This window comes from Rhizobium jaguaris (assembly GCF_003627755.1).
Taxonomy (GTDB): domain Bacteria; phylum Pseudomonadota; class Alphaproteobacteria; order Rhizobiales; family Rhizobiaceae; genus Rhizobium; species Rhizobium jaguaris.
The window spans coordinates 4192671-4214766 of the sequence record NZ_CP032694.1; the positions used below are offsets into that span (position 1 = coordinate 4192671).

General features: G+C 60.4%; 18 protein-coding genes. 7 read left to right on the forward strand and 11 right to left on the reverse strand.

The genetic code is table 11. The features are described 5' to 3' along the window. Window positions 1-75: 75 nt before the first annotated feature. From CCGE525_RS20485 to CCGE525_RS20495, 3 genes are all read right to left on the reverse strand, one after another. Window positions 76-1065 carry an Ldh family oxidoreductase gene (locus CCGE525_RS20485; RefSeq protein WP_120706523.1) on the reverse strand — a complete coding sequence of 330 codons (990 nt, stop codon included), beginning with the start codon at window positions 1063-1065 and terminating at the stop codon, window positions 76-78. An 89-nt stretch (window positions 1066-1154) separates the two neighbouring features. Beyond that, a complete protein-coding gene (gene amaB, locus CCGE525_RS20490; protein WP_120705890.1) occupies window positions 1155-2690 on the reverse strand; it encodes an L-piperidine-6-carboxylate dehydrogenase in 1536 nt (511 codons plus the stop codon). Between the two features lie 49 nt (window positions 2691-2739). Next, window positions 2740-4023 carry an NAD(P)/FAD-dependent oxidoreductase gene (locus CCGE525_RS20495; RefSeq protein ID WP_120705891.1) on the reverse strand — a complete coding sequence of 428 codons (1284 nt, stop codon included), beginning with the start codon at window positions 4021-4023 and terminating at the stop codon, window positions 2740-2742. 178 nt (window positions 4024-4201) lie between these two features. On the opposite strand from CCGE525_RS20495, the gene CCGE525_RS20500 reads away from it, so the two are divergent. Continuing rightward, complete coding sequence (locus CCGE525_RS20500; protein ID WP_034522129.1) at window positions 4202-4438, forward strand: Lrp/AsnC ligand binding domain-containing protein; 237 nt, start codon at window positions 4202-4204, stop codon at window positions 4436-4438. Window positions 4439-4851: 413 nt separating this feature from the next. Next, entirely contained in the window at window positions 4852-6054 is a 1203-nt protein-coding gene (locus CCGE525_RS20505; protein WP_120705892.1) for a glycosyltransferase family 4 protein, read from the forward strand. On the opposite strand, the gene CCGE525_RS20510 is transcribed toward CCGE525_RS20505, so the two are convergent. Next, window positions 6021-6875, reverse strand: coding sequence for a glycosyltransferase family 2 protein (locus CCGE525_RS20510; protein WP_120705893.1), 855 nt, complete (start codon window positions 6873-6875; stop codon window positions 6021-6023). The two genes, CCGE525_RS20505 and CCGE525_RS20510, sit on opposite strands and share 34 nt — an antisense overlap. A 189-nt stretch (window positions 6876-7064) precedes the next feature. Between CCGE525_RS20510 and CCGE525_RS20515 the strand changes: the two genes are divergently transcribed. The 5 genes from CCGE525_RS20515 to CCGE525_RS20535 all read left to right on the forward strand — a co-directional run bounded on the left by CCGE525_RS20515 (window position 7065) and on the right by CCGE525_RS20535 (window position 14306). Next, window positions 7065-8579 carry a lipopolysaccharide biosynthesis protein gene (locus CCGE525_RS20515; RefSeq protein ID WP_120705894.1) on the forward strand — a complete coding sequence of 505 codons (1515 nt, stop codon included), beginning with the start codon at window positions 7065-7067 and terminating at the stop codon, window positions 8577-8579. 10 nt (window positions 8580-8589) lie between these two features. Then, the gene (locus tag CCGE525_RS20520; protein ID WP_120706524.1) at window positions 8590-10377 is read left to right on the forward strand and encodes an alpha/beta hydrolase family protein; all 1788 of its coding nucleotides are present in this window, start codon (window positions 8590-8592) and stop codon (window positions 10375-10377) included. Window positions 10378-11111: 734 nt separating this feature from the next. Next, window positions 11112-12056, forward strand: coding sequence for a GNAT family N-acetyltransferase (locus tag CCGE525_RS20525; RefSeq protein WP_120705895.1), 945 nt, complete (start codon window positions 11112-11114; stop codon window positions 12054-12056). A 176-nt stretch (window positions 12057-12232) separates the two neighbouring features. Next, the gene (locus CCGE525_RS20530; RefSeq protein ID WP_120705896.1) at window positions 12233-12901 is read left to right on the forward strand and encodes a response regulator; all 669 of its coding nucleotides are present in this window, start codon (window positions 12233-12235) and stop codon (window positions 12899-12901) included. Next, window positions 12891-14306, forward strand: coding sequence for a sensor histidine kinase (locus CCGE525_RS20535; protein WP_120705897.1), 1416 nt, complete (start codon window positions 12891-12893; stop codon window positions 14304-14306). The genes CCGE525_RS20530 and CCGE525_RS20535 overlap by 11 nt, the downstream gene beginning before the upstream one ends. A gap of 40 nt (window positions 14307-14346) precedes the next feature. Here the strand turns inward: CCGE525_RS20535 and CCGE525_RS20540 are convergent, their stop codons facing one another. From CCGE525_RS20540 to CCGE525_RS20570, 7 genes are all read right to left on the reverse strand, one after another. Further along, on the reverse strand, window positions 14347-15060 hold the full coding sequence (locus CCGE525_RS20540) for a DNA helicase (RefSeq protein ID WP_120705898.1): 714 nt from the start codon (window positions 15058-15060) through the stop codon (window positions 14347-14349). Between the two features lie 320 nt (window positions 15061-15380). Further along, entirely contained in the window at window positions 15381-16061 is a 681-nt protein-coding gene (locus CCGE525_RS20545) for a redoxin domain-containing protein (RefSeq protein ID WP_120705899.1), read from the reverse strand. Window positions 16062-16321: 260 nt separating this feature from the next. Next, the gene (locus CCGE525_RS20550; protein ID WP_281024637.1) at window positions 16322-17431 is read right to left on the reverse strand and encodes a sulfite oxidase; all 1110 of its coding nucleotides are present in this window, start codon (window positions 17429-17431) and stop codon (window positions 16322-16324) included. A 396-nt stretch (window positions 17432-17827) separates the two neighbouring features. Further along, window positions 17828-18709: an ABC transporter permease gene (locus CCGE525_RS20555; protein WP_120705901.1), complete on the reverse strand. Its 882-nt coding sequence runs from the start codon at window positions 18707-18709 to the stop codon at window positions 17828-17830. 13 nt (window positions 18710-18722) lie between these two features. After that, on the reverse strand, window positions 18723-19541 hold the full coding sequence (locus CCGE525_RS20560) for an ABC transporter ATP-binding protein (protein ID WP_120705902.1): 819 nt from the start codon (window positions 19539-19541) through the stop codon (window positions 18723-18725). Window positions 19542-19632: 91 nt separating this feature from the next. Next, window positions 19633-20646, reverse strand: coding sequence for an ABC transporter substrate-binding protein (locus CCGE525_RS20565; protein ID WP_120705903.1), 1014 nt, complete (start codon window positions 20644-20646; stop codon window positions 19633-19635). Between the two features lie 248 nt (window positions 20647-20894). Next, window positions 20895-21908 carry an ABC transporter substrate-binding protein gene (locus CCGE525_RS20570; protein ID WP_120705904.1) on the reverse strand — a complete coding sequence of 338 codons (1014 nt, stop codon included), beginning with the start codon at window positions 21906-21908 and terminating at the stop codon, window positions 20895-20897. Window positions 21909-22096: the final 188 nt, after the last annotated feature.

The window sequence follows — 22096 nt, forward strand, 5'->3', positions numbered from 1 at the left end:
AGCCAAACATTGCGGGGAGAGGGGCCATGCGCGAGGCATGACAAACACATTCACCCGACCGTCATCTTCAGCGGCTCAAAGCCTCTCTATCGCAGCGATTACTTCATCCTCGACGATGAGGCCCTCACTCAGCGCAAGATGCCGTGAGCTCTGTCCGCGCCGACCCGGCAGGCGGACATTGGGATCGCGAGTGATCTCGCTTGCCAGCAACGCCAGCCGCTGCGCCGTGTCGACGGCGCTCGTCGCTGCCGGATTGATCGCGATGATCGTATGGCCGAGCGCCGGAGGCGGGCCCTTGTCGTCGAAGAGTGAAGAGGACTCGAAGGCATAGTTGGCACCGGTCAAACCAGCCGCCAATATTTCGACCATGAGGGCGAGTGCGGCGCCCTTCGATTCGCCGGCGGGGATCATCGTGCCAGCCAAGGCCTCTTCGGCATTGGTGGTTGGCCTTCCCTCGCTGTCGAAGGCCCAGTCGGATGGGATCGGCGCTCCCTTCTGCCGGGCGGCCATGACCTTGCCGCGCGCCACTTTCGAGAGCGCAAGATCGATAACGATGGGATCGGCATCCGGCAGCGGCGCGGCGAAGGCGATCGGATTGGTGCCGAAGACCGGCCTCTTGCCGCCCCAGGGCGCCATCGCGGCCGGCGCATTGGCGACCATCAACGCCACCAGCCCCTGATCGGCAAACCGCTCCACTGTCAGGCCCATCACGCCGGCATGATGCGAACGATTGATGGCGACGAGTGCAATCCCCTGTTCGCGGGCGACGACGGAAAGCTCGGCAACGGCAAGATCAAGAGCCGGATAGGCATAACCGTTGCCGGCATCGATACGCAGCACGGCAGGATAGGGCCGTGTCAGCTGCGGTTTGGCAAAGCCGTCGGTCTTGCCGATCTTCGCCTGCCCGGCATAAGCGGGCGCACGGCGCAGACCATGGCCAGCCTGCCCGGCAGCTTCCGCCGCAACGAGGGCAACGGCCACCGAGCGGGCATTTTCCGGACTGACCCGATTTCGCCCCAGCGCTTCCACAACCAGCGTTTCAGCTTCGGCGAGCGACAGATGCATGATGAAGGACCTTGGAATGAATAGGGAGGGCGAAGACGTTTCTACGCCCTCGCCCTCCCCATCGCAATGCAACAATTGTTCCGCTCGCCCTAGGCTACGTCGAACTTGACACCCTGGGCCAGTGGCAGCGTTCTGCCGTAGTTGATGGTGTTGGTCGCCCGCCGCATGTAGGCCTTCCAGGCATCAGAGCCCGACTCGCGCCCGCCGCCGGTCTCCTTCTCGCCACCGAAGGCACCGCCGATTTCAGCGCCGGAAGGGCCGAGATTGACATTGGCTATGCCGCAGTCCGAACCGCGCGCCGAGACGAAGGCTTCCGCCTCGCGCATGTCATTGGTGAAGATCGACGACGAAAGGCCTTGCGGCACGGCGTTATGCAGCGCCAATACCTCGTCGAAATCGCTGTACTTCATCACGTAGAGGATCGGCGCGAAGGTCTCGTTCTCGACCGGACCGGTCTGCGCGGGCATCTCCACCAAGGCGGGACGAACGTAGAAGGCATCGACCGAACCGTTTTCGACCCGCTCACCGCCGGTAACCTTGCCGCCAGCCGACTGCGCCTGGCCGAGAGCCGCCTGCATCTTGTCGAAGGCCTGCTTGTCGATCAGCGGGCCGACGAGTGTGCCCGTTTCCAGCGGATTGCCGATGGCGACCGAGCCGTAGGCCTTTTGCAGGCGCGGCACGAGCTGATCATAGACGCTTTCATGCACGAAGAGGCGACGCAGCGTCGTGCAGCGCTGGCCGGCCGTGCCCATGGCGGAAAAGGCAACGCCGCGCAGCGTCAGGTCGAGATCGGCCGTCGGGCAAACGATCGCGGCATTGTTGCCGCCAAGTTCGAGGATGGCGCGGGCGAAGCGACCGGCGAGACGCGGGCCGACAGCCCGGCCCATGGCGGTCGAGCCGGTCGCCGAAACCAACGGAATCTTCGGATGATCGACCAGCACTTCGCCGACATCACGGCCGCCGATGATCAGGGTCGAGAGATTGGCCGGCGCCTCACCGCCCTCGGCGACATAACGCTTCAGCGCTTTTTCGAACAAGGCCTGTACGGCAAGCGCCGTCAGTGGCGTCTTTTCCGATGGCTTCCAGACGGTGGAATTGCCGCAAACGATGGCGAGCGCCGCGTTCCACGACCAGACGGCGACCGGGAAATTGAAGGCGGAGATGATGCCGATCGGCCCCAGCGGATGCCAGCTTTCCATCATCCGGTGTTCGGAACGCTCGGTGGCAATCGTCAGGCCGTAGAGCTGGCGCGACAGGCCGACCGCGAAATCGCAGATGTCGATCATTTCCTGCACTTCGCCAAGACCTTCGGAGGTGATCTTGCCGACTTCGATGGAGACGAGACGGCCGAGCGCCGCCTTGCCGGCGCGCAACTCTTCGCCGAGCAGGCGTATCAGCTCGCCGCGCTTCGGCGCCGGCACGGCGCGCCAGGAAAGAAACGCCTCATGTGCTTTGTCGATCGCGGCTTTCGCTTCGGCAGCCGAGTGTTCTCTGAGCCGGCCGATTTCAGCGCCGGTTACGGGTGAGGTGACGGCAAGTGTTCCGCCCGTATAGCGATCGGCGGCAACGCCAAGTTCGGTCAGAATTGCCTTGGTCTCGGTGGCGAGATCGAGTGTGGCGGTCATGTCATCTTCCTCTTCTTGTTATGATGGTTCAGTTCCCGTCCCAGAACATCTAGACCCTTACGCCGATAAAATGCGCAGCCTGGGCGCCGGCTTCGTACCACATTTCCTTCAGCGCACGAAAGCTGGCCTCGCGAGGATCGGTCAGCGGCAGCGGCAAGTCGGCTTCGGAGAGCCGGCCGAGAATATGGTCCGACAATATCTTCCCGAACACCGTCCCCGGCGCGATGCCGCGTCCGTTATAGCCGGAAAAGCCAACGACATTCGGCGCGAACCTGTGGAAGCGCGGCAGGGCATTGTCGGTCATGCCGATTTTGCCGTACCACTCACTTTCAAAGGCGATGTCTCCGAGCTGCGGAAACAGCTTTTTCAGCGAACGCCGCGCCCAGCTCTTGTGGATGGTGAGCCCGGTATTGCGTAACGCCCCGACGCTGCCGAAGACAAGGCGGCCGGCCTGATCCATGCGGAAGGACGACAGGATCTCCTTCGTATCCCATGCACCCTCGCGGCCGGGCAGGATCGACTTGCGCAGGTTGTCGCCAAGCGGCACTGTGGCAAAATTGAAATAGGGCAGATGCACCTGCTCATTGCGCACCTGCTCCCAGGGACCGGTGCTGTAGGCATCCGTCGCGACGACGATCCAATCCGCACTGACGCTGCCGCCGGCCGTCCTGACGATCCATCGCCCGGTATTTTTCTCAGCTGCCGTCACGCGACTTCCGGTATGGATTACAACGCCGGCCTTGGCCGCCGCATGCGCCAGACCGCGGACATAAGCCAGCGGCTGCAGCGTGCCGGCGCGCATATCAAGCAGCGCCCCCGCATAAGCAGAACTTCCCACCCGCCGCGCCGTTTCGGTGGTGTCGAGCACGGTGACCGGGGCGCCGCGTTTGCCCCATTGACGGGCGCGCTCCTCGATCTCCTTCAGCCCCTCGGACCCGACGGCGCAGTGAAGCGTGCCGTTGCGCTCGAGCTCGCAGGCGATGCCGTGCTTCTCGATCAGCGCCATGACCAGCTTCGGCGCATTGCCCAAGAGGTCCAGCAGCCGTTCGCCATGGACCGGACCAAGCACGCCGGGCAGGTCGTCGGGCATGACCCACATACCGGCATTGATCAGGCCGACATTTCGTCCCGCGCCGCCAAAGCCGATTTCATTGGCTTCCAGCAGCACGACCCTGGTTCCGGATTCGGCCAGATGCAGCGCCGAGGACAGCCCGGTATAGCCGCCGCCGACCACCACCACATCAGCGGACACATCACCGACAAGCGGCTCCGTCGCAGGCGGCGCCGGTGCGGTTTTCTCCCAGAGTCCGTGAGAGCGAGGGTCATTCAGCATAGGGTCGATCCAATTGCGTAAAAGAATCCGGTCAATCTAGCGCCACCTTTCAACTTGCGGAAGCGGGCAGAGCGACATCCAGTGGACAGAGAAAAACTTGCATGCCCACGTCGGTTTCGACCATTATAGAGCGAAGCGCCGGCCGCCATCGCGGCCGCGACAGAGTCAGGACAGTCTCATGAAGCCCATTTTCGTTCAGCTCCAATGTGCTCCCGGCAAGACCTATGAGGTCGCCGACGCCATCTACCAGACGGAGCTGGTCTCGGAACTCTATTCCACCAGCGGCGATTACGACCTGCTGCTGAAAGTCTACATCAAGGACGAACAGGATATCGGCAAGTTCATCAACGACAATATCGCCAATATCCCCGGCATCGTCCGCTCGTTGACGACATTGACGTTCCGGGCGTTTTGAGAGGTCTGATTGATGGATAGGCATCGGCTTTGATGCCGCGCTTTCCGACATGGCCCCTCACCCCAACCCTCTCCCCGCTCATGCGGAGAGAGGGCGCTGACTGAGTTTTCTGATGGGGCCACGATGGGGCGGCGAACGCCGGAATAGTCCCCTCTCCCCGCCTGCGGGGAGAGGGCTAGGGTGAGGGGCTAAGCACAAACCCGAGGCGTCAAAATACTCGCCTGCCATGCCCAGCCTTCCCTAACGGAACGCTCGGATATTAACCCTCTTGCATGAAACCGCTTGGCCTTTCGCCCGCAATTAAGCTCATTTTAACCGGCAAAATGGTCAGGTTTGTGCGCTGATCAACGGACGGCGCTTTCGCGCGCCTGATCGCTGCGGCGTTGCGCGGCCCAAAGATCGAGGGCGGATCGATGACATCGGCTATTTCGGATATTCAGGCACAGAACCCGGCGGGACCGCTGATCGTTCATGTCGTGCGCCAGTTCCTGCCCAACAAGGGCGGTCTGGAGGATGTGGTTGCCAATCTCTGTCGGCAGTTGATTGGCCGCGGCTATCGTGTCCGCGTCGTCACCTGCAACAGCCTGTTCTCCGATCCCACTCGCGAACTTGCGCCGACCGAAACGATCGACGACATCGAAATCGTTCGCGTCCCCTGGTCCGGCTCCAGCCGCTATCCATTGGCGCCGCAGGTATTCAAGCACATCGCCGACGCCGACCTCATCCATGTCCATGCCGTCGACTTCTTCTTCGACGCGCTCGCCTGGGGTAAACTGTTTCACGGCCGTCCGATGGTCGCCACCACCCATGGCGGCTTCTTCCACACGCCGAAATATGCCGCAATCAAAAAGGTCTGGTTCAAGACGGCAACACGCCTTTCCGCCCTCGCCTACGCTGAACTGATCTGCTGCAGCCAGTCGGACGAACGATTGTTTTCCGGCATCGCCGCCCGCCGCACCCGCCTGATCGAGAACGGCGCTGATGTCGGCAAATTCGCCAATTGCGCCGCGCTCGAGGCTCGCCGCCGCATCGTCACCATCAGCCGCTTCTCCGTCAATAAGCGGCTCGACCGCATGCTTGATGTCATGAAGGTGCTCGCCGCCCGCGATCCGGATTGGCATCTCGATATTATCGGCGCTGTGTCCGACCTCGACCAACAGACGCTAGAGAGAGAGGTCGCCGCCCGCGATCTTGGCCGCCATGTGTCGCTGCATGTGTCGATCGACAATTGCGCCATCCGCAACGTCATCGCCCGCGCCTCGCTTTTCGCCTCGGCCTCCGAATATGAAGGTTTCGGACTGGTGGCGATCGAAGCGATGAGCGCCGGCCTCCTGCCGGTACTGCACACGAACGACGCCTATAAAGCGCTCGCCGAGACTCATCCGACGCTGATGCTTGCCGACTTTTCCAATCCGGAAGCCGCCGCCAACGCACTGACCGCGGCTTTCCTACGCCTGGAGGCCAAGGGCCTCACCCTAAGGGAAGAGCTCATTCACGATGCGCGCGCCTATGCGTGGGATGAGGTCGCGCAGCGTTATATCGACGTCTATGCCGAAGCCATGACGCCGAGAGGTAAACGGCATCAACCCCTGCCCCAACGCGGCCAGGTGGCATAACCTTCCAGAATGCCCACGAGCCAGGCGCGCTTGTAGCGCGCCGTATCGCCCTTGCGCCGCACCACCGCCGCCAGCCAACTGGCGACAGGCCTGCTCAGGCGGTAGCCGACATAGGCGAGCGGAAAGCGCTGCTTACGCATCAGCGCGCCGAAGCCGCGACCATATTTGCGCGCCCGTTCGATCTGCCGCGGGCCGTATTCGCTGGTGACCTGGTCGTGATGGACGATCAATTCCGGAAAGAACATCAGCCGCTTGCCCGCAGTGAGGGCACGCAGCAGGAAATCCGCCTCCTCACCGCTTTGGAACGGCGAGTCCGAGCCGACCCCAAGATTCTCGTCGAAGCCGCCAATGCCAGACAACGCCGCGCGACGGACGAAAATACTGTTGGAGTTGCCGCACTTCAGATAGTTCCAGCGTGTCACCGCCAGCGGCGCCTCACCCGTCGGGCTGACGGAGGTCACGCCGCCGGCATCCAGCGTGCGGCCGGTGACTATCGCAAGCTCCGGATGATCGGCAAACAGCCGCTCCGCCGTCTCCAGCGTATCGGGTTCATACCAGCAGTCATCATCGGGAAAGCAGACATAATCGCCGATCGCCGCGGCCATTCCATTGTTACGTGCCCGTGAAAGACCCTTGGCCGAGCGGATATGGCGGATCACGAAGAAGGGCGAAAAGCTTCCGATCAATTCCAACAGTCGATCGTCCGGATTCTGGTCGACGAGGATCACCTCGAAATCCCTGTGACGCTGATTCATCAGCGACAGAAACAGCCGTTCCAATTGATCGAAGCGGTCGATCGTACAGACGACGAGGCTGAACAAAGAAGACCCTCCGAACAAACGGCAAGACAGCCAACATCAGAAGGATTGAATATTAGCTGAAGTAAAAACGAAATTTACATTAGGAATAAGCGGTAAATATTAAGGCATATGAAATAGAGCACGCGCTATCTCCATGATGAGCCGGATATTTGCGGCCACTTTCTACGACCTGGGGAAACGGTAGTCTTCATGACGAAGAGCATCATGGCCAATTCGGCGTTGAACGCAGTGGCGGGATTGACTCTGTTGGCGACCGGCTTTGCCTGTTCGATCATCGCCGCCCGCCTGCTCGGGCCGGAGGCCAACGGCATCATCGCCTTCTCATTCTGGCTGACGACGACGGGAGCACTCGTCGCCGAACTCGGCACCGGGGTGACGCTGCTGCGCATCCTGCCGCAGTTGAAGGTGCAGGGCTACTCGACGGAGGAACGGCGCGGCTTCGCCGCCTATATGCTGCATCCGACCATCGTGTCGACGCTGATCCTGCTTGCCGGCTATACCGCCTATTACTGGGAGGCGGAGCGGATGCATTGGGCCAAGGACTCGTCGTCCATCATCGTCATCACCGGCGCGTTTTTCGTCCTTCAGTCGCTCGGCGCCTATAGCAAGAACTATCTGATCGGCGAACAGCAGCTCGGCGCTTTCCTCCGCCTAACCTTGACGAGCTCGGCGCTGCAGCTCGTCACCGTGCTCCTCGGCGCCATCTTCTTCGGCGTCAGCGGCGCACTTGCCGGCTATGCCATCGGCCAGCTCCCGATGTTCGTCTCGAGCCTGAGGATCGCGGTCGCTCGGCGAAACAGTTGCGGCATCGGCCTTGGCTATCTCGTCAGTTCCTCACTTATCCTCTCGGCCGAATTCATCAACAGTTCGATCTTCCTGAACCGCATCGAGCTGGTCTTCCTGCAGCACTACTGGGGCATCGAAGCAGTCGGCTTCTATGCCGTCGGCCTGTCGCTTGCCAACCTCGCGCTGCAGCTTCCAGTGCAGTTGAGCGGCAGCCTGCTGCCCTATTATTCCGAGCAGATGCATTCGCAGGCATCGGGCAAACTCCCGGTCCACCTCTTCGAAGGCGTCGTGCGCAGCATTTCCTATATCACCCTGCCGATGAGCTTCGGCCTTGCGGCCATCGCCCCCGAGCTGGTGGTGACGATTTTCGGTAAGCCCTTTGGCCCCAGCGGCGGCATGGTGGCGCTGCTGTCGCTGACGGCGGCTCCTTACGTCTTCATGCAGATCTGCACGCAATATCTCTATTCCATCGATCGCATGCGCGAGCGCACCATCATCGGCGGCGTCGCCAGTGCCATCATGGTCGTGGGTTGCCTGATCGCGGTGCCCTCTTATGGCGGCGAGGGTGCCGCCCTAGTGCGGCTGCTCGCCTTCACCGTCATGTGCGTGCTGATGGTGCGCCGCATGGAATTCGAAGGCTCGATGCGCAGCATGTTCGTCAACCTTGCCAAAGTGACCGCTGCGGGCATATTTTGTGCCGCCGCAGCTTATGGTTTTATTCACCTCCTGCCTGGTATTCCTGGCCTCGCCAGCGCCGTTATTGCCGGCGTTCTGGTCTATGGGTTGGCGCTCCGGCTGCTGAATGCGGTACCGCCGGAGGATATCGCCGTCCTGCAACAAATTGCTGCACGCCTGCCCGGGCGCGCCCATCCAATTGCCTTTCACGCGCTGGCATGGCTGGCGCCGCGCCGAATTTGAGGAGAATGCCATGGCTGCGTTGGGAGCCGCCGAAAACCAGGGCCCGCTTAAGGATGTCACCCCCTCCGCCACGCCGGTGACCTTCTCCGGAACTGTCGGTCTGTTCATGCCATCAGCCACGCCGTCGAGCCAGACGGCGGTATTGTTCCTCAGCCCCTGGGGTTTCGAGGAAATGTGCGCCCGCAAATTCTGGCGCATCCTTGCTGAGGATTTTGCCAAGGCGGGCATCGCCAGCCTGCGCTTCGATTATGCCGGCACAGGCGATGCGCTCGACGTTGAGGATCCAGGCGAAGGGCTGGCGCTCTGGGAAGGTACGGCACTCGATGCCGCCGCCATGCTGCGGTCGCTCTCCGGATGCGAGCGGCTTATCCTGGTGAGCCAGGGACTCGGAAGCGTCGTGGCCCTTGATATTGCCGCGCACCTCTCCGTCGTCGACGGTATCGCGTTGCTGGCCCCGACCATCTCCGGCCGCGCCTATCTGCGTGAATTGACCGTCTGGTCGAAGATGATCGACGAGGGCATGGGGCTCACCGAAGCGCAGCGCCGGACTGAGGGTGTCACTATCGCGAGTCTACGCATGCCGGACACCATTGCGGCTGCGGTCAAAAAACTCAACCTGATGACGCTTGCCCATGTTAACGCGCCGGACTGCCTTGTCCTGACGCGACCCGGCCGCCCTAGTGATGCCGATTTCGCTGCCCATCTCGAAACCCTCGGCCCGCGCGTCGAACGTGCGGCTTACGATGGCTATGACGAGCTGGTATCGAACCCGACCATCGCCACCATGCCGCTAGAGGCTGGCCGGAAAATTCTGGATTGGGTTCAGTCGATCGCGACGGAGCCCGCGACGGCACCGCGCAAGATCCTCCGCGCGCCCCGCGCCGAAGCGCTTGATGGCGACGGTTTTCGCGAAACGCCGCTGCGTTTCGGTGAAGGTGGTCGCCTCTTCGGCATTCTCTGCGAGCCCTCGGGCGCCCGTATGGGCGCGACGGCACTGCTCTTGACCACGGCCTATGACCGCCATGCCGGCTGGGGCCGGATGTCGGTGACCATGGCGCGGGCACTCGCCTGCGACGGCATTCCCTCGCTGCGTTTCGATACCGCCAACGTGGCCGACAGCCCGCCGCTTCCGGACGCACGGGAGCAGGTACTTTATTCCCGCGATCAGCATCAGGATGTCAGCGCCGCACTCGACTTCCTGGAAACCCAGAAGCTTCTGCCGGCCTTTGCCGTCGGCCGCTGCAGCGGTGGTTATCTCGCCTTTCAGAGCGCTATCCGTGACAGCAGGTGCAGCGGCCTGATCACCGTCAATCCCTATGCGTTCTTCTGGGACGAAACCCAGTCGGTCGACGAAGCCCTGCGCTTTGTGCCGCGATCGCTCGAGACCTATGGCCAGAAACTCCTCCAGTTTGAGACGCTGAAGCGGCTCTATGGCGGCCAGATCGACGCCAAGAGCGCGGCGCGTAACATCGTCGTGGCGCTCGCGCGGCGCGCCGTACGGCTTGGCCGCCCTCTGCTCGGCGTTCTCCCCTTCTTCGCCGGTGAGCACGAAACGGTCATCAACGGCTTCCGAGCGCTCGCCAAACGCCGGGTCGATATTTCGTTGATCTACAGTGCTCACGACATCGGTCTGGATCACTTTCGCGAACATTTCGGCGAGGACGCCGCCGGCCTGAAGAATTTCCCCGACATCCGCCTCACCATCATCCCTGACGCCGACCACAATCTAACGCCACCCTATGCGCGGAAAGTGTATTTGCGGGAGGTAAGAGAGATGGCATTGAGATTGGGAGAATAAAGGGCTCGCCCTTTGCGGGTGAGATGTCGGATATTGTCACGTGCCATCGAGAATTGGTTGTCGCGAGCGACAGAACCGCGCATTCCATCCGTAGTTTGGCAAGTTTTCATCGCAGCCGCCGAATAGAGCATCGCCGCACCGTCGGTGGATGTCTTCACGCGTCTTGTTTGTTCCTGGCTTGTAAGCCGAACACAAAATCGTGACCAGTAATGGACGCATCGGGCTGAACTTCAGTTCAAACATGAAGCAGCACAATAACTCCAAGACAATTCATCAGGCACAATGACAAATCCCTCAAAATCGAATGTATTCACTACCAGAATAATTCGACAAAGCGGCCAAGGCATTCAAATTATATTAAAGTTTTAAGCGACTATTAACCATAAAAGTAAGCCTTACTTACATAGTACGAGGCCTTGGTGTAGATCACAACCAGAGCGTTATTGCACATTCATTAGCCTGGTAAATTTTACAACCTAAATAAACAAAGACGCAATGTGATTGCGTTCATTGACGGATTTAGAAATGACACCGCTTCATACAGATGATTTTCCTGATCGACGCTGCTCCGTTATCACCGATATAAATCAGATGGCTGAGTTGGAAAGCGAGTGGAACGCGCTGTGGCTTAAAGCCAAAGGTTCCTTTATCAAAGCTATTCGGTTTCATATCATAGCTGGAACGAAATTTCCCGCCCAGCCGGACGTTCGCTCTTCTGCGTCGTCATTCGCGAAATGGGCAAGCTGGTTCTTGTCTTTCCTTTGGTAAGATATCGCAACGGTCCATGCTCGATGGTTCGCCCTCTCGGGCCAGATGCCGCGCAAACCACCGATGTACTGGTTGATCCACAGTCGGACTACCGACGGAACATCAGCTTGGCATGGCGGACGATCGAACGATCGTCCAAGGTCGACATCATCCGCATGCCATTCGTTAAGGTTGGATCAGCTCTTGATCAATTGATCAACAATAGGCGAAACCTTGCCAGCGAGGCCGGCATTGCGCCCTTTGCCGATTTGCGGGATCAGACGAGCTGGGACGCGTATGCCAAGATAATTGGTGCGAACTCCCGCCAGCAGCTTAGCCGGAAGCGGAAAAGGCTTTCCGAACTCGGCAACTTCGAGTTTGTCGAAGTCGATCCGGTTATCGATCCAACCCATGCAATCGAACTCATGGAGTGGATGTTCGCTCAGAAGAAGATATGGTCAGAGCGGGTCGGCAAGCAGGGACCCTGGATAACCTCCAAAGACTATCGAAACTTCATGGACAAGTGGATCACGGATCCCAACAATATCCAGAGGATGCGCATCTATGCCATCTTGATCGACAAAGCCCCGATCGCCATGAAACTGGCAGCTTATGGCCTATCCCATATGGATCTGATTATCGCCGCGTTCCATTCGGATCCGCAATACGCGAAATATTCGCCGGGGTTTGTGCTGGACGAGTTCTGGATGAAGATAGTCTTTGAAAAGCGTCTGAACGTTGATTTTGGCGCAGGCAATGAGCCCTACAAATTGTTCTGGTCGAGAAACGTCAAAAATGATCTCGCAAGCTATCATATCCCGCGAACGTTAATCGGAAACACGGCCACGCGATTGTGGCGCCTGAAGCGCGGGACCATGGCGCACCTCACCGAGCGCCGGAAGCGGCAAACTGAACTGCTAAAAGCAGCTTAGCTGATAGGTTTGCTATCATATTCCAAGATATTTGGGCGAGTGCGTCCGCCCCTGCCCCTCCGGCGCCTAATCCAGCGGCCAAGTGCTGGTTTTGGCGTCCCGCCCACGAGGGTGAAATAGACTTCAGGCAACCCAAAACGCTCGCAATATCCGGCACTTGCTATATACTCGCGGCCATGAGACTCCTGATCGTCGAAGACAACCGCGAACTGGCGTCCTGGCTCGGCAAAGCGCTGCGTCAGGCGCAATATGCCGTCGACATCGCCTATGACGGCGAGGATGCCGAACACATGTTGAAGGTGGCGACTTACGCAGTCGTCATCCTCGATCTGTCATTGCCGAAAATGGATGGGTTGACGTTGCTGAAGCGGTTGCGCCAGGGCGGCAACAAGGTGCCGGTTATCATCCTGACGGCCAATGCCAGCCTCGACGGACGGGTCGCCGGGCTCGATAGCGGCGCCGACGATTATCTCGCCAAACCCTTCGAAATCGCCGAGCTGGAAGCCCGCATCCGCGCCGCCGTCCGTCGCGGCCATGACCAGGCCGCGCCGGAGATCGCCGTCGGCAACCTGCTGTTCGACGGCGGGACACGGCAATTCTTTCTCGACGGCGAGATCCTGGCGCTCACCCCGCGCGAACATGCCGTGCTCGAACATCTCGTCATGAAAGCCGGTACGACGGTGACGAAGGCCGCGCTGTCGGAAAGCGTCTTCGGCTTCGATGATCTCGCCGATACCAGCGCCATCGAAATCTACGTGCACCGCGTCCGCAAAAAACTCGAAGGCAGCGCCGTGCAGATCGCGACGCTGCGCGGCCTCGGTTATCTCCTTCGCCATGCGCAATAATGACGTCCGCCCACGCAAAGGACGACTGCGCCGTGCCATCACGGGGCTGACCACCAGCCTGCGGGCGCAACTGTTTGCCTGGGTGGTGCTGACGCTGATCGGTGCGATTTGCATCAATCTCTATCTCAGTTTCCGCTCGGCGAATGCCACCTCGGACCTCGTCACTGACCACACGCTGCTTGCCTCGGCCCGCGTCATCGCCGAGGCCGTGCATGTCGACGCGAATGGCACCGTCCAGGTCGACATTCCCCCCGCCGCACTCGAGATGTTCGACACCGGCTATGGTGATCGCGTCTACTATCAGGTGGTGACCGCCTGGGGAAATCTCGTCGCCGGCTATCCTGATCTGCCGCAGCCGAAGAAACCGCAGGTCGGCGAAGACACAGCATTTCGCGCCGATCCGGTGCGGGTGATGATGCTGAACCATCCGATCGTCGGCCTCGGAGAGGAGAGCACGATTTCGGTCACCGTCGCCGTCACCCACAACAGCCAATATGCCATGCGCAGCAGGCTGTGGCTGTCGGATTTCACCAAGCAGCTCGTGCTCGTGCTGCTTGCCGGTCTCGTAACCATTATCGGTCTGCAGCGCGGTCTGACGCCGGTGCTGCGGCTGCGCGATGCTGTCCGCGAACGCGGCCGCCAGCGGCTGGATCCGCTGGAACCGGACATGGTGCAGAGCGAGCTGCGTCCCCTGGTCCATGCCCTCAACGATCATATGGAGCGGGTGCAGAACCAGATGGCGGCGCAGCGCCGCTTCGTCTCCAACGCCGCCCATCAATTACGCACGCCGCTCGCGCTGATCTCGACGCAGGCGAGCGTGGCGGCACGTGAGAATGATAATGCCAAGCGGGACGAAGCGCTGACAGCGCTGCGCTCCAGCACGAGGCAGGTGACACGGTTGGCAAGCCAGCTTCTCACCCTGTCGCGGGCCGAACCCGGCAGCCGCCGGCCGCGCAGCGACACGATCGACCTTGTCGCCACCGCCCGGCAAGTCCTGGAGAACCTGGCGGAAGAAGCCCTGAGACACAATATCGACTTGGGCCTGGAAGCCGATGACACACCGGTCAATGTCGAGGGCGACGGCACCATGCTGCGCGAGATGCTGGTCAATCTCGTCGACAATGCGCTGCGTTATACCCCTGCGAATGGCCGGGTCACGGTCGGCGTGCGGCACGACGACGGCGAGGCCATGCTGTGGGTGGAGGACAACGGCCCGGGCATTCCCGAGGCCGAGCGCGGCCAGGTATTCGAGCGCTTCTATCGTATCATCGGCACGGAGCCGGAGGGCAGCGGCCTCGGGCTTGCCATCGTCCGCGAAGTCGTCGACGGCGCCGGCGGCACGGTCGCGCTCGGCGATGCGGCCGGCGGCGGACTGCTCGTGACCGTAAGGCTGCCGGCGGTTTGACGGCTTCCCAACCGCCGGCAACTGAGAACAGGCGGGACCGCTATCCTCCCGCCCGAAGCTGGACTTCGCCCTTGTTCAGGAAAAATGTCTTGTCGAACAGCGCCAGATCCAGCGGATTGGGCAAGCGGACATCCCCCAGATCGGGATAGGCCTTCATCGACGGATCGTAGGATCGGTCGATCTGCGAAATGAAGACGATGATCAAACCTCTGTCACGCGCGAAGGATTTCAACGCCCTGACCTGCACCATCAATTCCGGCTTCCGCCGGTTCTGATCGAGTATTTGCAGGTAATCGATGACCACCAGCGTTCCCTTAGGCGCCGATGCCAGCTTCTCGACGATATAGTCGGCGCTGATCGCGTCCGAACTGTCGAATTCGAACAAGCCTTTGAAATGCTCGAACTCCGCACCGATCATCCGGAACCGGTCGAGAACGACTCTTTCGGTATCTTCCAGCGTGAAGAAGGCACCCCGATTGCCGGATTTCATCGCCTCGACCGCCAGCCTGAGGCTCATCAATGTTTTGCCGTGGCCGCGACGGGCGCCCATAAGCACCAGGTCGCCAGGGTCCAAATGTGCGAACATCTCTTCGGCGGGGGTCACCGCCTCCGCACGAGCTGCGAGCAAGCTCCAGCCGCGGAAACCTTCCTCTGCTGCGATTCGGTCCAGTGCTTCGTGCAAGGGGATATTCTCCCCGCGCGACATGAGCCGGGCTTTACGCTTCAAACGATAAACTGGGCCAGTAAGCCTCATGTGAAAAACCTCCTATTGCGAGCAACGACCGCAACCCCTCCTTATGCTTGGCGCTCGAACAGTCGGTTCGATGATCGATCAGCCCTGCATGAATGGATACTTTCCCGGATGGAGGGGGGAGGCATGGGCTTTGCCGTAACCGGACCATAAGCTGATTCGCGTCCGCAGAAAATTGCGCGATTGGGTAGCAACTGCCACCCGGCGGTTCCGGCGTATATGGACGGCAACTTCGCGCCCAAAGCGGCCTTGCCCCGATCCAATATCTGTCGTCGCCCTCATTCGACATCGTGCAGCAACGCTGGCAGACAGTTCGCTGCAGGTTAGCGTCCAAGGCCGCCCGCGGCGGCGATGATCTCCGCCGCGGTCGGGAAGATGGAGAGGCTGTTCGGTCCATCGAGCGACTCAATTTGTGCCCAGCCGATGGTGCCGTTCGCATCGACCAGGAAGTGCCCGACGAGTTGGGTAGCGTGGTTCGCGAAGATCGCATTATCGGCTTCATCAAGCTCGAAGCGGTCCTTGGCGTTGAGTACCGTGTTGGCTTCCATCGGGTGCAGCGGTTTCGGCAGCTCGCCCGTGGGGTTGATGCGTGCCGCCTGGAACTGCGCCATCGTTGCGCTATAAGGCCATTCTGGCTGCTCGCTGCTCCCATCGGGCAGGAACTCGGCATGCGGCACACCGTAGGCCCGATGCGTGTGGCAGTCCGGATCGCATAGGACCGTTACTGGCGTCGGACGGTGGCGGAAATACAGGCGGGCGCGTTCCACCGGGGTGTTGATAACAGCCACGGTCTCCACCCCGGCGGCACGCAGGGTGGGCTGTACGCCGGCAAGCTGTTCTACCTGACGCCGGCAGAACGGGCAGTGCAACCCGCGAAAGAAGCCGATCAAGAACGGGCGACCGCTCAAGTCGGCGAAGGAGACCGTCCCCTCGAAGTTGGCCGTGGCTAGTGCGAACGCGGGCGCAGCTTCTCCAGGTTGCAGCGGGCGCTTCTGGTCTCCCATGGAATAATTCCTTTCTCGTATCGTCTGGGTGAACGACCGGCATTTAACTATATCATTTGTCGCAAGAAGGCCCAGCGCTCGACGTTGAGATCACTGAGTGCGGTTCGGCATGCCATGCGCCGCTCTGACCGGCGTCAAAGCTGACTCCGCTTCTTGCCTCTCCGGCTGGTAGAAAGTCCAATAGCCCGCGAGGGGCCAAAATCGGTCCCCTCGCCCGTCTCGAATGCGCCAAAAGCCGCCATTCCGCCCCATGCGGGTGATTAGATCACGAATTCCTCCTCGTACGTCTGTGGCTCGGGAACGACCGTAACCTCCACCGGAACGATCCAATTGGCCGCGTAGCTCTCGCAGTCGGAACGCGGGAGGTCGGGCTGCACGCACCCCGCCCCATCGATCGCGCGACATCGCAGTTTATATCGCCCCACTTCTTCAGGGGTCCACATGTACTCCCACAAGCGCCATGCAAAGGGACGTTCTGTTTCGAGGAGCCTTCCCTCGCGCCAGCCCCTGCCATCTCCGGTGCAAACCTGCACCTGCCGGATAACAGCCTCTCCGCTCCAGGCGGCTCCGAAAATCCGATACGGTTGGCCGGCGATGAGATGCGCCCCTTGCACGGGACGCGCGATCTGCGCTTTGACCTCCATCTCCGCAAGGGGGACCAGCCTGGGTTCCCCGAGGCTGCGCTCCCAACGGAAATAGTCGCGCGCCTGCCAGTAGCCAAGGAACGGTTGCTCCACAACCGTGATATGCGTGATCCACTTGACCCAAGCCATGCCGAACCAGCCACCCACGACCGCACGTAGCGGGTAGCCGTGATCGCGCGTCAACGGCTCCTCGTTCATCGAATAGGCAAGGATCGTGCTGTGAGCGATGGCCTTCTCAAGCGGTAAACTGCGCGCAAAAGCGATGGGGCCTGGAGAAGCCGTTTTCTTGTTCGTGTCGACGACGCCGCTGTCGGCGCCTGCGAGCAGAACCTCACATGCGGTTCGCTTAACGCCCGCCATTTCCAAAATCTCGCGCAGAAGAACACCTGTCCACGTGGCATTGCCGACGGCTCCGTTCTGCCACTGCAACCCCTCCTTCGGCGGCACATAGTAGACGCGCCCGTTCCCTGCGCACTCGACCACGGCGGTGAAAGTCGTGCTCCGCATCGCCTTGATGCTGTCGAGGTCAAGTTCGATCGGCCGCTCCACCGCCCCGCCAACGCGCAATCTCCAGTCTCGCGCATCGAGGTCCGGCGACGGGAAATGGTTTCGCACGAAGAACAGCTCGGTTGGGATCAGCCAATCGGATAGCGACGCAAACGGAAACTCGATGTTCTGTGGGGATTTCTGTCGAACTATTAGACTGGGTTGCTCTGGTGTCGGCATCGTCCTCGTCTCCCCTTCCAAGACCACAACGTTGGCACTCGGTCGCGCGAATTCCGGTTCGATCACACCGCCCCTCGCAGTGCGTCTGTCGCGTTCCGCCTTCGGCCGCATTCTAGCACATACCGCACGTTCCTCGGATCGACATCGAACGGCAGCAAAGGGCCGCAAGCTGCCGTGAGAAGGCGTCTCCTTCACGCCAAGTTTTATCTTGGTGGCAGCTGCTACAGATTCCGGAAAATTGTCTCCGTAAGCGTCTCCGCATAGCCGTCGTCAACACCGTCGAGACGGCGGAGCAGCTCCTGACTGACGACAAAAAAAGAGGCCGGGTGGAGGTGCCCGGCCTTGGGAGTTACCGGGTGGGGGCACCCGGCCTTGGGAGTCAGAAATCTTGGCGGCTTATTGCACATCCATGTGCTGCTGCGGACGCCATCTGGTGATGCGATTTTCGACGAGCGTCATCACGTATTCGGCGCCAAGCGTCACCACCATCACCAGGATGATCGCAGCATAGAGGCCGGCTGCATCATAGGTGCCTTTGGCGATCGAGATCAGGTAGCCGATGCCGGCGAGCGAGCCGACGAATTCGCCGACGATTGCACCGATGATGGCGAACGAGAAGGAGATGTGCAGGCTTGCAAAAATCCAGCTCATCGCCGACGGCAGGATCACATTGCGGGTAACCTGCCAGTTCGAAGCGCCGAGGATGCGGGCATTGGCGATCATGTTGCGGTCGGCTTCACGCACGCCCTGGAACGCGTTGGCGAAAACGACGAAGAACACCATGATGAAGGCAAGCGCGACCTTGGAGGCAAGGCCGAGACCCATGATCATCACGAAGATCGGCGCAAGAACGACACGTGGGATCGAGTTGATCGCCTTGATGTAGATCGACAGGATATCGGAAGCCAGCCTGTTGCGGCCAAGCGCCACGCCGACGAGCACGCCGGTCACTGAGCCGATGACGAAGCCGATCAGCGCTTCTTCCATCGTGACGCCGAGATGATACCAGAGCGAACCGCTATCGGTGCCTTCTGTGATCCAGTCACGAAGGCGCAGCCCGATTGCATAGGGGCTGGAATAGAAGAATGGGTCGATCCAGTGCAAGTCCGAGGAAAGCTGCCACAGGCCGAGGATCGCCGCGAGGACCGCGATCTGCCAGAAGAGGACGACGTATTTGCGGCGCTTGATCGCTTTCAGTGCTGCCGCTTCGATTTCCGCGTCCGAGGTGCCGGCGCGAAAGATCGGAGCATTGCCTGCTTCAAGGGCTGTATTTGCCATGATCAATCCTCCCTTATGCCGCTTCGGCGGCGCGACGGTAGCTGGTTTCGACCTCTTCGCGCAGGTCGTCCCAGATCGTCTTGCAATAATCGATGAAGTTCTGCTCGTAGCGGATCTCCGAGACGACGCGCGGGCGCGGCAGGTCGATCGTATAGACCGACTTCACCGTTGCCGGCCCAGCCGTCAGCACATAGACCTTGTCGGCGAGCGCTACGGCCTCTTCGAGATCGTGCGTGACGAACACCACTGAAGCCTGTCGTTCGGCCCAAAGCTTCAGGAGTTCTTCGTGCATCACCGTGCGGGTCTGCACGTCGAGGGCCGAGAAAGGTTCGTCCATCAGCAGGATTTCCGGCTCGTTGATGAAGGTCTGGGCCAGTGAGACGCGCTTGCGCATGCCGCCCGAGAGCTGATGCGGATAGTGATGCAGGAATTTCGTGAGGCCGACGCGGGCGAGCCAGTCCGTGGCGCTCTTTTCCGCTTCCGCCTTGGACTTGCCGCGAAACAGCGGGCCGGACATGACGTTGTCGATGACGTTTTTCCAGGGAAAAAGCGCATCCGTCTGGAAGACGAAGCCGACGCGCGGATCGATGCCGCTGACGGGACCACCCATCAGGCGGACTTCGCCCGCACTCGGCCTCGCCAGGCCGGTGACGAGATTGAGCGTCGTCGACTTGCCGCACCCCGTCGGGCCGACGACGGCGACGAATTCGCCGCGCTCAACGGTCATGTTGAAATCGCGCAGCGCCGTCAGCGATTTGCCGGTCGGAGATACGAAACGGCGGCTGACATTAATGAGTTCGATCGCCGGCGTCCGGCGTTCATCCTGTTGCATGGTGCTGATCCTAACGCGTGCCTTTGGGCGTGCACGCAAAGCCCGGTGAACTGCCGCTTCCGGAACCGGCCGGAAGCGGCGTTATGACTGCTTACTTGACGTTCTTGACGAATTCCGTCGTGTAGGTCTTCGACAGGTCGATCGTCTTGCCCTTGACGTTCTTGGAGAACTGAGAGAGCACGGCGAGAACCGTCTTCGGACCATCTTCCGGCATCACGCCGTCGGCGGTGAACATCTCTTTGCCGGCATCGAGAGCCTTGATGTAGCCCTCCTTGTCGCCGACGTAGAAATCCTTCGGCATCTTCTCGGCGATCTCGGCACCGGAATGGGTATTGATGAAGCGCAGCGTCTTGACGAAGGCGTTTGCAAGCTTCTGCACATCTTCCTTGTGAGCAGCGACCCAGGCGGCGTCCATATAGAGCGAGGCTGCCGGATAGGTACCTCCGAGCGCGGCTTCAGTACCCTTCAGGGTTCTGAGATCGACGAGAACCGTAGCTTCTCCGGTCTTCAGCATGCGCGAGATCGTCGGTTCGGTGGTCATGCCGGCCTGGATGGCGTCCTGTTGCATGGCGGCGATGAAGGTCTGGCCGGCGCCGACCGGAACCGGGGTGACATCAGCTGGCGACAGTCCAGCCTTGGACGCCATATAGAGCGTCAGAAAGTTGGTGGAAGAACCGAGGCCGGTAACGCCGACGCTCTTGCCCTTCAAATCGGCGAAGGACTTAATTTCCGGATGCTTGGTCGACACCAGCTCGACTTCGCCCGGCGCCTGGCTGAATTGTACGACGGACTCAATGAACTTGCCCTTGGCCTGCAGGTCGACGCAGTGATCGTAGAAACCGACAACGCCCTGGACGGCGCCTGCGAGAAGCTGGTTTTCGGCGTCGACACCGGCTGATTCATTCAGAAGCTCGACATCGAGACCTTCATCCTTGAAGTAGCCGAGAGATTCAGCGAGCTTGGCCGGCAGATAGATCTGCTTTTCGTAGCCACCCACCATGATGGAGATCTTGTCGGCAGCATGAGCTGCCGTGGCGCCGAGGGAAGCGGCGGTCATGACGAGAGAAAGGGCTACGGTATGAAAAAGCGTGCGCGATGAACGCATAAATGTCTCCTCCTACTAAGGTGCCTGCGTCGCATTATCGTCGCATGGCAAATGCTTCCTCCAAGAAGCTAGGCGAACCTAGCGCGGGCAACCTTTCAGTCAGCTTTCATTGGGAAATCTCACAGGTTGTTATCGCGATTTTATTCACGCCGCCACCGGCAAGATCGCGTCGACCCCGCTGGGCCGAAATGGAAATTCCGAAACAAGACCGCCTCCGGCATTTGCCGGAAGCGGCGTGCTGAATCGCCCTACTTGGCGTTCTTGACGAACGCGGTCGTATAGGTCTTCGAAAGGTCGATTGTCTTGCCCTGGACGTTCTTGGAGAACTCGGAGAGTACGGCAAGAACGGTCTTCGGACCATCTTCCGGCATTACGCCATCAGCCGTAAACATCGCCTTGCCGTTTTCGAGCGCCTTCACGTAACCCTCCTTGTCGCCGACATAAAAGTCTTTCGGCATCTTGTCGGCGATTTCGGCGGCGGAATGGGTATTGATGAAGTGCAGCGTCTTGACGAAGGCATTCGCGAGCTTTTGCGTCTCCTCCTTATGGTCATCGACCCAGGAGGTCTGCATATAGAGCGAAGCGGCCGGATAGGTGCCGCCGAGAACGGCCTTGGTCCCGTCCATGCTGCGCATATCGATGAGTACCTTGGCTTCGCCGGTCTTCAACAGACGCGAGATCGTAGGCTCGGTGGTCATGCCGGCCTGAATGGCATCCTGCTGCATGGCGGCAATGAAGGTCTGACCGGCTCCGACCGGGACGGATGTGAAGTCACCAAGCTTCAAACCGTTTTTGACCGCCAGATATTGCGTCAGGAAATTGGTGGACGAGCCCAGCCCCGTCACGCCAAGGCTTTTGCCCTTGAAATCGGCAGGCGACTTGATCTCGGGATGTTTGCTGGACACCAGTTCCACTTCGCCAGGCGCCTGGCTGAACTGTACGACGGATTCGACGAATTTACCCTTGCCTTGAAGGTCGATGCAATGATCGTAAAAGCCGACGACGCCCTGAACGGCGCCGGCAAGCATTTCGTTTTCCGCATCGACGCCGGCCGGCTCGTTGAGAAGTTCGACATCAAGACCTTCATCCTTGAAGTAACCAAGGGATTCCGCGAGCTTGGCCGGTAAATAGATCTGCTTTTCATAGCCGCCCACCATGATGGAGATCTTGTCGGCAGCATGTGCCGCTGTGGCGCCGAGCGAGGCGGCAGTCATGACGAGAGAAAGGGCTGCGGTATGAAAAAGCGTGCGCGATGAACGCATTGGTGTCTCCTCCTGTTTGGATGCCGCGGCGGCATTTGATCACCGCGTCGGCATAGGCTTCCTCCACGAAGCCGAGCAAGCCTAACGTGGCCAACCTTTCAGCCAGCTTTCAGTAGGAAGCTCTCACAAGACAGTATTGCAGTTTTATTTCACCGCCGCCAACCACCAGCGCTTGATCGCCGTTTCGA